This window comes from Pseudoalteromonas sp. BSi20495 (assembly GCF_000241185.1).
GTDB lineage: Bacteria > Pseudomonadota > Gammaproteobacteria > Enterobacterales > Alteromonadaceae > Pseudoalteromonas > Pseudoalteromonas fuliginea.
On sequence record NZ_BADY01000095.1, the window covers coordinates 49670 to 62470 of the forward strand.

Sequence of the window (12801 nt, forward strand, 5' to 3'; positions counted from 1 at the left end):
TATCATAATTTTCATGTTGAAAAAAAGCATTCTAATAACTATAGCAATCACCTTTTTAATAATAGCCACACTTATTGGTTCTTCAATCTATACCCTTTATAGCAAAAAAGAAATCTCAGTTGATCCTAAATTAAAAGAAATATCAGGTATAGAATTTGATAAGCAAAAACGCCTATGGGCTATTAACGATGGAGGCAATGAACCCAAACTATATAGGCTCAATAAAGATGGCTCTATCGCCAAAGAAATCTTAGTTGAAAATGCCAAAAACATAGACTGGGAAGATATGACTCAAAACAAGTTTGGGCATTTTTTCCTAGGTGATTTTGGCAATAACAAAAACGACCGCAGATGGCTCACTATTTATAAAATAGAAAACCCAATAGATATAAAAACAGATATAACTCAAGCAGAAATTATAAAGTTTACCTACCCAGAAATGGATGAAAGTCCAATAAAACCCAATAATCGAAATTTTGATTTAGAAGCATTTGTCGCGCTTGGCCGTCATTTATATTTATTTACTAAAAACCGCACTGAACCGTTTGATGGTATTACTAAGGTATATAAAGTGGGCGATCACGCCGCTAACTTTAAAGCTGAGTTAATCGATTCTTTTAAAACATGTACTACATTAGAAAAACTATGTTGGATAACATCAGCAGCCTTAAGTCCTGATCGTAAAAAATTGGTATTACTTGATTCAACCAGTATTTGGTTATTTGAAAACTTTGAAGGTGATAAATTTTTCTCTGGTGATGTATCAAAAATAGACCTAGGGATTGTTACTCAAAAAGAGGCTGTTACGTTCTTTGACGACAACACCATTGTATTCACAGATGAAGAGTTTAAAGGTATTGGCGGTAATGCTTACTTTATTAAGCTTGATGAAGCAAATAAAACTGTGGTGAAAAGAGTAAAAGTGACGCCAAAAATAACCAATGCATCAACAAAGTAATCTGATGCATTGACATAATACATACTCTGGCTCATCGCTTGAATTTGGTTTCTAAAATAACAGACGATGTTGTACGCTCTACCCCATCAAGGTTGCCAATATCGTCTAGCAAATGACTAAGTTGCTCCAAATTTTGTGCTTGAACTACCGCAATTAAATCAAACTCGCCACTTATGGCATAAAGCTGTGAAATGGCATCAATTTGTTTTAGTTCTAAGTTGGTTTTAGTGGTGAGCTTTTGCTTTACTTTTATTGATACATGCGCCGATACCATTTTGTTTAAATAGTCATCTCCGTAGTCTACGCTATACCCTTTAATTACCCCGCTTTCTTCTAACTTTAACATTCTACTTTGCACTGTAGAGCGCGACAGGTTCAATAGTCTGGCAAGGTCAGAAATACTCGCGCGTGCATTTGTTTTTAGTATCGATAATAGCTTTTCGTCTTGTGGAGTTATCATAATGGTTATTTATTTCGTTATTTTGCCTTTTATTCTAACCATTTTTCACAAAATAGCACTGCAATTTTAACTGCGAACCTTCGATAATAGTGTCCTATAAAAAATAATAACGTGTTTGCTCAAGAATAACGGCTATATTCTTCTTTAATTTAGCAACTAATCTTTTATCTAAGCCCATTTAATTTAGGTGTACAAAAATGCAAGTAACTAGAGACTTATTTAACGACGTAATGGTACCAAACTATAATCCATCAGCAATCATTCCAGTTCGTGGTGAAGGTTCACGCGTTTGGGATCAAAATAATAATGAGTTCATTGATTTTGCCGGTGGTATTGCCGTTAACTGTTTAGGTCACTGTCATCCTGCATTAGTTAAAGCATTAAAAGAGCAAGGCGAAAAAATTTGGCATTTATCAAATGTTATGACCAATGAGCCAGCACTTCGTTTAGCTCAAAAAATGGTTGAAGCAACATTCGCTGATAAAGTTTACTTTGCAAACTCAGGCGCAGAAGCAAACGAAGCCGCGCTTAAGTTAGCTCGTCGTTATGCATTGGACGTATATGGCGCTGAAAAATCGCAAATTATTGCCTTTAATAAAGGTTTCCATGGTCGCACATTCTTTACAGTAACTGTGGGCGGGCAAGCGGCTTATTCAGATGGCTTTGGTCCAAAACCTGCTGACATAGTACATTGTGATTTTAACGATATAGCGGCATTTGAAGCGCTGATCAGCGATAAAACATGTGCTGTTATGATGGAGCCATTACAAGGTGAAGGCGGTATTATTTCACCAACAGATGAATTTGCTAAAAAAGTACGCGAACTTTGTACTAAACATAACGCGTTACTTATTTTTGATGAAGTACAAACGGGTGTTGGTCGCACAGGCGATTTATACGCTTATGAAGGTTTAGGGGTTGTTCCTGACATTTTAACAACGGCAAAAGCATTGGGTGGTGGTTTTCCAATTGGCGCTATGATCACTCGTACACCGATTGCTGAGCATTTAAAAGTTGGTACTCACGGTTCTACTTATGGCGGTAATCCGCTAGCTTGTGCTGTAGCTGAAGCCGCATTTGATACCGTAAATACACCAGACGTACTAAACGGTGTTAAAGAGCGCGAGCAATTGTTCCGTGACGGATTAAACGCAATTAACGAAAAGTACAATGTATTTAGCGAAGTACGTGGTAAAGGCTTATTAATTGGCGCAGTACTAAATGACAAATTTGAAGGCCGTGCACGCGACTTTTTAGTAGCCAGTGCTAATAATGGTTTAATGAACCTTGTAGCTGGCATGAATGTAATTCGCTTTACACCGTCTTTAGTTATTCCGTTTGAGGATATTAAAGAAGGCTTAGCGCGCTTTGAAAAAGCAGTTAGCGATGTAGTAAACGGTTAATATAGTTTAACTTAGCACGCCTACAAGCGTGCTATTGGAGCAAGCAATAAATGCAAGTATTACGTCCTATTACTGCCAATGATTTTGACGCGCTTAAACAAATAGCGATTGAATCCGGTCATGGGTTTACCTCTTTACCTGTGGACGATACACAGCTTAAAGAAAAGATTGAACGTGCTGAAAAAAGCTTTGCCAAAAACATTAACCAGCCACTTGATGAAAGCTATTTATTTGTCTTAGAAGACAGTGAAACAGGTGAGGTTATTGGTACAACCGCTATAGAAGCCGCAGTAGGCTTATCGGTGCCTTTATATCATTATCATTTAGGTAAAACAGTACACCACTCGCCTACTTTAAATGTATATAACACCGTTGATATTTTAAGCATGTGTAACGACTACACAGGTTGCTCAGAAATATGCACATTATTTTTGCGCGAAAATAGCCGTAAAGGTTTAACGGGTCGATTTTTATCACGTTCACGCTTTTTGTTTATGGCTCAGCACAGCGAGCGTTTTGCCGATACTGTTATCGCAGAAATGCGCGGTGTTAGCGACGAAGACGGTCATTCTCCTTTTTGGCAATGGCTACAAGAGCACTTTTTTAGTATCGAATTTCCACAAGCGGATCACTTAGTTGGCTTAGGCGATAAGGTATTTATTAGCGAGTTAATGCCTAAATACCCTATTTATGTGAACTTGCTTAGCAAAAAAGCCCAAGCAGTGATTGGGCATGTACATGAAAAAACAAAGCCTGCGCTAAAATTATTAGAAAAAGAAGGGTTTGAGCACAGAGGCTACGTTGACTTATTTGACGCAGGCCCAACAGTTGAAGCAAAGCTTGGAAATATTCGCAGCATTCGCGACTCTCAAGTTTGCCCTGTTACGATTGGCGAGCTTGATCACATATCACAAAATAGCTCTGATACGCTGGCTGTATGTAATCAAGGCGTAAGTGGCTTTAGAGCAACATTTACCAAAGACGCACATTACAATCATGCAAAACATACCCTCGTCATTAGCCAAGATGTGGCTAATGCTCTTAATTTAAGCCAAGGAGATGCAGCGCGATTTTTCCGCCTGTAAATAATTTATGAATACACACCTAATTAATAACCAATGGCATGTGGGACTTGGTCCAGCATTTGAGTCAATCAATCCAAGTAATGGCGATGTGGTATGGCAAGGTAATGGCGCAAACGCCCAGCAAGTAGATTCTGCTATAAAAGCAGCTAGAGCCGCGCAATTACAATGGGCAGACAAACCACTTGAAGAGCGTATCGCCATTTTAGAAAACTTCGCAGCACAATTAAAAGAACACAGCGAAGAATTTGCTACTATTATTGCACGCGAAACGGGTAAGCCATTATGGGAAACCCGTACCGAAGTGGGCGCAATGACAGGCAAAGTAGCTATATCTGTAAAAGCGTACCATGAGCGTACAGGTACAACCGAAAACCCAATGCCCGGTGCTAAAGCGTTTATTAGACACAAACCGCATGGCGTTGTGGCTATTTTTGGTCCGTATAACTTTCCGGGGCATTTACCAAACGGGCATATTGTTCCTGCAATTTTAGCCGGTAATACCGTTGTATTTAAGCCATCAGAATTGACTCCGCACGTTGCAGAATTTACCCTCTCACTTTGGTTAAAAGCAGGTTTGCCAGCGGGTGTTATTAACCTTGTCCAAGGTGAAATTGAAACAGGTAAAGCACTTGCTTCTCATAAAGATATAGATGGCTTGTTTTTTACCGGTAGCTCAAACACAGGCCACTTATTACATAAACAGTTTGCAGGACACCCTGGCAAAATTTTAGCGCTTGAAATGGGCGGCAATAATCCTCTTATTGTAAAAGATGTGAGCGATATAAGCGCTGCTGTGCACGATATTATTCAATCAGGCTTTATTACCTCAGGTCAACGTTGTACGTGTGCACGTCGCTTATTTATTGAAAAATCAGCCAACGGCGATGCTATTTTAGAAAAGCTAATAAGCGCAACTAAAAACATAGTTGTAGACGACAGCTTTGCTACAGAGCAGCCTTTTATGGGTGCAATGATAAGCGAAAAAGCAGCACTGGGTATGGTTGCCGCGCAAAGTGAATTAGTCTCAAAAGGCGCGAAAATCCTTGTTGAACTTAAGCAATTAAAACCAGGCACAGGTTTTGTAAGTCCAGGCATTATTGATGTAACAAGCATTACCGACATGCCAGATGAAGAGCATTTTGGGCCGCTAATTAAAGTGTATCGTTACACCGACTTTGACAGTGCAATTATTGAAGCCAACAACACAAGCTTTGGTTTATCTGCAGGTTTACTTAGCGACAGTGAAGATGATTACACTCACTTTTTAAAGCGCATTCGTGCCGGTATTGTTAACTGGAACCGCCCTATTACAGGAGCCTCTAGTGCAGCTCCATTTGGCGGTATTGGCGCCAGTGGTAATCACAGAGCAAGTGCATACTACGCCGCCGATTATTGCGCATACCCTGTAGCATCTGTGGAGTCAGACAAAGTGAACTTACCGCAAACCCTAGCGCCGGGCTTAGTAATTGAATAAGCAATAAAACCAAATTTTAGATTTAAGGACTTAACATGCATACTGATGTAAATACATTATTTGAGAACCTTTGGGAAAACTATTTAAACGTAACTCCATCGGCAGATAAAATTCATGACCTTTTAGGTTCAACGCAAAAAGATGACATCATTAACGATCATATTGCGCTGCGTACATTTAATATAGAAAAAGTGAGTCTTGAAAAGCTCGCCGCTCACTTTTTAGCAATTGGTTACAAAGAATGTGGTGAGTACCACTTTGAAGCTAAAAAACTTTACGCAAAACACTATGAGCATAGCGATCCTAATCAGCCAAAAGTATTTATCTCTGAACTATTAGTAGAAAAATGCTCGCCAGAGTTACAAGCCATCGTGACAGGTATGGTAAGTCAAATTGACGAAAGTGCAGTTACAGCAGACAACTTTTTATATTCAGGCACGCATTGGCAAGTAAGCACCGATACTTACAAACAACTGCTAGCTGAAAGCGAATATGCAGCGTGGATGTCGGCGTGGGGTTACCGTGCCAATCACTTTACCGTAAATATTAATACGCTTGCTAAGTTTGATAACATTCATGATGTTAACCAAGCCCTAAAAGACGCAGGTTTTTCGCTTAATACATCAGGCGGCGAGGTTAAAGGCTCTCCAGAGGTGTTACTAGAGCAATCGTCAACACTTGCTGATGAATACTCAGTTACTTTTAGTGACGGTGATATGAGCATCCCTAGCTGTTTTTATGAGTTTGCTATTCGTTACCCTAAAGCAGACGGTGAGCTTTATACTGGTTTTGTTGCAGCCTCTGCTGACAAAATATTTGAAAGCACCAACGCTCGATAATAAAATTCAAATTTAGTACAAAAAAGCCCGAAAGGGCTTTTTATAAAGACAACACTGGAGATACTTGGTATTTTTAAAGAAAAAGGCATAAATATGAAGTTTTTTAAAATATGTATTCTTATCAGTTTATTAGTTACACCTTCTTTAATTTATGCGACCCCCTCCCTCACTATTTTATCTTATTCGTATTTTTCAGATGAAGATGCCGATTCAAGAGCCGGCGAACAATACTATAATTTTTTTCAGCCAATTTTGAGCACGTATTTTTATACCGTTTTAACGAGAACAAATCATGCTCGATTAATTAAACGTTTATCGACTAACGAGGCTGTTTGTAGCTTTAATTTAATAAAAACAAAAGCTCGAAACAAACAGCTTATCTTTTCTCAAATTCCAACTTATATGCATCAGCAACGCAAATTATTCGGTTTCAAAAACACTTTAAAAGATTTACCTACAAAAGTTTCTATTTCAAAATTACTTAATAACAAACACACCTTTGCCATAGTTAGTTCCACAAGTTATCAACAATTAGATGCGATATTTTCGGATTATAGAACCCAAGTAGCAAAAATAACAGGCGCAAACAGCTTTGCTCAACTTAGCCAATTATTAATTCATAAACGTGTTGATATGATCATCGATTATGAAAACACTATGAAAATGAACTTAACAGATACGCAATTTTCTCAGCTAGAAAGTCGAGACATTAGTGAATACCCCGAGTTTATAAATGGGTACTTTGCTTGTAGTAAAACTTTAGAAGGAAAAAAAGCAATCGCCTTAATTGATAATTACATGAAAACACCTGCAGCCTATGATTTTTTAAAGCAGACTCACCATAATTCGACTTCGCCAGAGGTAGCAGAGCGGATGATGGCAATATATAAAACTACGTTTAATATAGCTCAACACAAATGAATATTAAGATTCTCGATTCATTTTGTTAATCGGTAAGCTCAACTAAATAAGTTAATGCTATTAATGCGCTTAATTCAGGTGGTATTTCCCTGTGCCATACAGTGTAGATGCACTTCCGCTTGACGTGTTTTTTGCGCTAATAAACTCAACAACTACCTAAGCATCTGGAACAGTGCAAATTGTTGCAGAACCTTGTCGTTTCATTGTGACAACCTGTGTGACAAGTATTATCATTAATAATGGGGCAGTCTGTTTGTAAAGGCAAAACACGGTACTACTTATACGGTAGTATTTACGGTTCATTTTGCGGTTTAATGTTTGATGAAGCGAACTCCCCACCCGACAGTGCTAAACAATAAAACCAGTATTTTGATTCTATATTTCAAGCCCTACTTGCGACAATATAAATGAAATTATCAGCCTATTCAGTTACCTAAATTGAACAACAGTGGTTTAATTATCAGATGTACGATGGGCGCTTATAAAATTAGCTACGACAACCCACTACAACGTTTAAACGTGCAGAAATCATCGCTTCAAATGAGCAAGCAAAAAACAATGTTTGACGGCTTAACAAAATACTTGTGTAACTGCCCTATTTTATAGTTTCACCATTAAAACGAAGTTGCTCGTCCCAACTGCATTTTTTAGATAAATCACATATAATTTTCATTCTACTAAATAGACTATTTTTCTTATTTAGAGAGTTAGAATCCCGCCCCTTCCGTCATAAATCAGTACTTAACAACTAATTTAAAACAAATAAATGAAAGTTAAAGCTATTTACATTCTAAAAAATAGTGTTAATGTTTATGGTGATTTATTAATCAAAAGTAAGTCAAATAACAATGAATTAGGGAAAATTAATGAAAAAATTTAACAAGAAATTATTATCTATCGCTATTGCTGCCTCTATCAGTATTTCTAGCACTGCGTTTGCTGCTGATACTGGTGGACTGAAAATAAGAGTTACAGATAAACAAGGCAATCCAGTAGCTGGCGCAACCATTTCAGTGCAGTCACCAGAAAGTTTAGTTAGTAAAAAAGGAGTATCTGACTCTGCAGGTTATGTTTTACTTAGGGGCTTAGATCCATCAAGTAAATATGTGGTCGATATTACAGGAAATTCAATTCAACCATTCGAAGCAAAAAATGTTCGAGTAATTACAGACAAAAACTTAAATTTAAATTACTCAGTCGTTTCCAGTACTGATTCAATAGAGAAAATTGTTGTATCAGGCCGTTCTGTAACTGCAATTGATACTACATCATCGTCTACTGGTCTTGATGTTACTCTTGATATGACGGAATCGCTTCCTACTGGTCGAAGCTTTCAAAGCTATCTTCAACTAGTACCTGGTGTAAAACCTACTACCGATGGCAATCCATCGTCGAAGTCAGGTGTCAACTATTCTGATATTGGTGGTACTGTTGGTAGTTCAACAGACAACGTTTATTATATTGACGGTGTTAATGTAACAGATAATGTTGATGGTACAGCCGGTGGTAATATCAACTCAGAGATAATTCAAGAGCAGCAAGTCATTACTGGTGGTGTAGCAGCAAAGTATGCCGGTGGAGCTGGTCTTGTATCGCGTGTTGTTACAAAATCTGGTAGTAATGAGTTCCATGGCTCTATAAATTATTACTTTCAAAATGACAGCTTAGTCGCCGATTACGAAAATGAGTCAAAAGAAAATAATAATTTCTCAAATTATGACACTGCAATTACCCTAGGTGGGCCAATTATCAAAGATAAACTTTGGTTTTTCGCGTCTTATCAACTCAAAAATAGTGACAGCGACATCAGCGATCCTGACACTGGTGCATTCAGCCATTCAGTAACAGATGAGTCTGATCTTGGCTTTGGTAAGCTTACATGGCAAGCAACTGACAACGATCGACTCGTCTTTACTTACTTTAATGATCCGAGAGAAAAATCAGGTTCAACATCAACTACAACGGCATTTAATAGACAGTCAGGTACAAAACTTGGTGGCGACAACTATAAACTTGATTATTCACATTCGTGGGAAGATTTAATTATAAACGCCGGTTATATGAGTCATGAAGCTGAATATTCGTCTGTAGCATCAGATAAATCAACACGCAGTGATGTTGCCTTTTTAAGTGCATCGCCATCTAAAGCTCAAACCGATATCGGGGGTTTAGGTGCTGACACTCTGAGGGATCGAAATAAGAAAAGCGCATACATTAACTTTGAATATTATTTAGATACTGATTTTGGTGAACATACTATCGAAGCTGGTTACTCTGTTGAAACAAACGAAAATATTACAAACAGTGTTTACAATGGTAGTACTCAATATAATTCTATTGCGGCCGCTGATAGTGGCGTGTCATTTGAAACATACGCAATAGGCTCTTGGACTGGTGAGAAAGGTCTTGCAGCGGCTGATTACGTGCGTGTTGCAAAAGCTCTAAATGATAGTGGTAACTTACACGGTGCAGATACAAGTGGCGATGGTATAGTCGATGAAAATGAAGTTAAAGCTATCATATTTAGTAGCAGTGCAGGTAACCCTACCGGTGATATAAATGCTTATCAAATAGAACAAGTTCAGCAAGCAAAGTCTAAACTTGAAACTAAAGGTAAAATGATCTATCTACAAGACAGCGTAACATACGAAAACCTAACCGTTAACGCAGGTTTGCGTGCTGAAAAGTGGGATCATATAGCATCAACAGGCGAGACTATATTTACTTTTGATTGGGAAATAGCACCTCGCTTAAGCATTGTATACGATATTTTTGGTGATGGTGATTCTAAAGTTTGGGCGTTTGGTGGCAGATATTACGATCCACTTCGTACTGACATGACTTCTTTTGCGGGTAATTTAACCGGTTCTGTTTTAGAAGAACGCGTATATGTCAACGATGACTGGGTTACCTTTAGAACACGCGGTGGTGCAAAACAGCAAGATGCCTTTTTCTCACCGAGTACTAAAACACCTTATACGGATGAATACTTAATTGGTTATTCAACGAATCTGACCGAAAGTACTAATATATCCGTAACGTATACTAAGCGTACTACTAAAGATATTATGGAAGATTACGATTTAAGTATCTATTCCGAAGAAGGCTACTTAGCAGGAACGGACCTAGAACTTCCTCTTTCATATTTTGGTTATGATGAAAACCCAGGTTCTAACTATGTTATTGGTACTCTTGCTGGCGGTAAACGCGAGTATACAGGTATTGAAGTAACGTTTAAAAAACTTCGTACTGATAATTGGTTTATGCTTGCGTCATACACAAACAACGATGCAAAAGGTAATTCGAATTCAGATGGCAACGCTGATTTCCAAGGTGACTGGGAAATTTTAGATCCTCGTGCGCCAAATATGTATGGCAAACAGCCAGGTAATGTTGAGCATCAGTTTAAATTGTTAGGTACATATTATTTTGATAATAATATTGAGGTAGGTGGTGTATATAACTGGAATTCAGGTACTCGCTATAGTAAAACGCAATCAATTTCAGGACGGTACCTACCACTTCAAGTTGATACTGCCTATGACTTTGGCGGTTATACAACTAATTGGGTAGCTGATGGAAACGTAGGTAGCGAAGTAACACCATCTTATGGCACATTAGATATTCGTGTTAAATATACTCATGACTTTGATGGCTATAAAGCAGAGTTCTTTTTAGATGTATTTAATTTGCTTGATGATCAAGCAACAACGGTTGAACAGAGCTTAGAAAAAGGTGATGGTACATTTGCATTTGGTCAAGCAACCGACTGGGTTGAGCCTCGTCGTTTTTACTTAGGCGCTCGACTTTCATTCTAAGTTATTAATAACTGAATAATGAAATGAAAAAGCCCGGATATAAATATTTTATCCGGGCTTTTGTATTTTTATAAAAATGACCTAGAGTAATAACTTAAAATAAACGACTAGGGCATGTTGCTCTTTGGTGGTTGGTATGAAAGTAAGAGAAATGTTCGAGTTAGCATAAAGCCATCTGCAAAGGGATGGTTGAAATTAGCTGAAATGGTCGAATCTGTCGAATTGTTAATACCAATTCAACAGACAGACAAATTGTGTTCAAGAGACAAGGACGCAGGTAAGACGCGGAAGCTGTGCTCGGCTCTTACATGGAGTAAACCAATAGGGTAAAGCAGGAGCAGTTACCGAACCACGAGGTTAAAACCTCGCGCCGCGATATGATTCTCCCTGATTTAACGAAATTCAATCGACAAAGTTCAACACGCCTTAGCCGTTAACATATAAACTAGCTTTGTCACGCCAAAAAGCTTATTAGACATCAACAGTTCTTAATTCTATTAAAGGACTTAATTTCAATAATTTATAATTATAAAAATAACGGCTTATAATCGTTTTCTAACTTTTCAAACGATAAGTCGCCAATAAAACGACCGAAGCTCAACCAGGTGGCCAAACCGCGTAAATCTTTAAAGTGTGGCGGCACAAATTGTGGGCTCTCTATCACACCTAAATCATGAAGCTGCGATATTAATCTAAAGTCATCTATCGATATTTTACCTACCAATAATAAAGGTAGCCTATCGATTCGACCAAGCTGTATTGCTACGCGTATTAAGTTATAAACCAGTACAAAGCCTTTAATGTAGGCAATATCTTTTGTAAACGGCAGACCTGTTGGCGTACTGCCTCTAAATACACGCTGCGCAAGTGTGTAGCTGTCATCTTTTGATAAACCTTGCGCTACGTAGTCACGGTAAATATCTACAAACTCAGCGCCATCTATTACCTTTGTAACGGCTTGAATACGATTCACTAATTTAGATAAACGCCTTGGGGTCGATTTTAATGTAATAATTTCGGTAAGTACCGCTAAACCTTCTTGGGTAATAGTCGAGCTTGGCGTACCTTTACTTAAACAGGTTAAATAAGGCTGAGCCAAACCATTTTGAGTTGTGCCTACGTGTATCCACCCTTCGTGAACTTCTAAAATATCAAGCTCACGCTGGGAAAAACTTACATCTTGATTTAGTTTTATATTATTTGCACCGGCGGCTGCATCACTGACAATCCCATCGCTAAGCATAACCTCTACGTTTATACCTGCCATGCTGGCATTTACTTGCTCAGACAAAATACGCACCGCATCAACAGCAGCAATATTTTTAGGGTCGTCAGGTAGTATGTCGGCTATGAGTAAATTTTGCAGCGGTTTATCTAGCATATTAGCTAGCTCAGAAAGTGAGGGCTCACCGGCATGAAATAAATCTTTAGGATGACCAAATAACTCTACCGATAAGTCATGGAACTCAGGTGTGCCACGATACTCAAGCATGCTTAATACCGTTTTATACTCTGTGCACATTTTTCCCATGTATTGAGCAATGGGATTTAACTGCCCCAATTGGTTAATAATGTTACGGTGCAAAGTAGAAAACGCTTGGCGTAACTCGCTAGGTACAAAACCGAGGTCGCGCTGTTGATAGTATGCACGATCAATAAGTGGATTTTTTTGACATTTTTGTCTAAAAAACTCCTCTTTAGTTTGTTTATCCCAATTAATAGCATCGAGTATCCTAATAGGCGTTTGCAATGCAATTAATTGATCCGATAATTCACGAGTTTTTAGTAGTAACGCCTTGTCTATCATGGTGTAAGCTCAACAATAAATGAGTTTTGAGCATAA

At 38.2% G+C, this 12801-nt stretch carries 9 protein-coding genes; 7 read left to right on the forward strand and 2 right to left on the reverse strand.

Going from position 1 to position 12801, the window contains the following annotated elements:
- Positions 1-13 precede the first annotated feature (13 nt).
- The gene (locus P20495_RS07335) at positions 14-958 is read left to right on the forward strand and encodes a hypothetical protein (protein WP_008137145.1); all 945 of its coding nucleotides are present in this window, start codon (positions 14-16) and stop codon (positions 956-958) included.
- Between the two features lie 31 nt (positions 959-989).
- Here the strand turns inward: P20495_RS07335 and P20495_RS07330 are convergent, their stop codons facing one another.
- Complete coding sequence (locus P20495_RS07330) at positions 990-1418, reverse strand: Lrp/AsnC family transcriptional regulator (RefSeq protein ID WP_007376357.1); 429 nt, start codon at positions 1416-1418, stop codon at positions 990-992.
- A 197-nt stretch (positions 1419-1615) separates the two neighbouring features.
- Between P20495_RS07330 and P20495_RS07325 the strand changes: the two genes are divergently transcribed.
- The 6 genes from P20495_RS07325 (at position 1616) to P20495_RS07300 (ending at position 10958) form a co-directional block, all read left to right on the forward strand.
- A complete protein-coding gene (locus tag P20495_RS07325; protein WP_008137148.1) occupies positions 1616-2821 on the forward strand; it encodes an aspartate aminotransferase family protein in 1206 nt (401 codons plus the stop codon).
- Between the two features lie 50 nt (positions 2822-2871).
- Positions 2872-3906 carry an arginine N-succinyltransferase gene (gene astA / locus P20495_RS07320; RefSeq protein ID WP_008137149.1) on the forward strand — a complete coding sequence of 345 codons (1035 nt, stop codon included), beginning with the start codon at positions 2872-2874 and terminating at the stop codon, positions 3904-3906.
- Between the two features lie 7 nt (positions 3907-3913).
- Positions 3914-5380, forward strand: coding sequence for a succinylglutamate-semialdehyde dehydrogenase (gene astD, locus P20495_RS07315; protein ID WP_008137151.1), 1467 nt, complete (start codon positions 3914-3916; stop codon positions 5378-5380).
- Positions 5381-5415: 35 nt separating this feature from the next.
- On the forward strand, positions 5416-6219 hold the full coding sequence (locus P20495_RS07310) for a DUF1338 domain-containing protein (RefSeq protein WP_008137152.1): 804 nt from the start codon (positions 5416-5418) through the stop codon (positions 6217-6219).
- Between the two features lie 93 nt (positions 6220-6312).
- Positions 6313-7140 carry a hypothetical protein gene (locus tag P20495_RS07305; protein WP_008137154.1) on the forward strand — a complete coding sequence of 276 codons (828 nt, stop codon included), beginning with the start codon at positions 6313-6315 and terminating at the stop codon, positions 7138-7140.
- 866 nt (positions 7141-8006) lie between these two features.
- On the forward strand, positions 8007-10958 hold the full coding sequence (locus P20495_RS07300; protein WP_008137163.1) for a TonB-dependent receptor: 2952 nt from the start codon (positions 8007-8009) through the stop codon (positions 10956-10958).
- Positions 10959-11484: 526 nt separating this feature from the next.
- On the opposite strand, the gene P20495_RS07295 is transcribed toward P20495_RS07300, so the two are convergent.
- Positions 11485-12765 carry a flavohemoglobin expression-modulating QEGLA motif protein gene (locus P20495_RS07295; RefSeq protein WP_007376363.1) on the reverse strand — a complete coding sequence of 427 codons (1281 nt, stop codon included), beginning with the start codon at positions 12763-12765 and terminating at the stop codon, positions 11485-11487.
- Between the last annotated feature and the right edge of the window lie 36 nt (positions 12766-12801).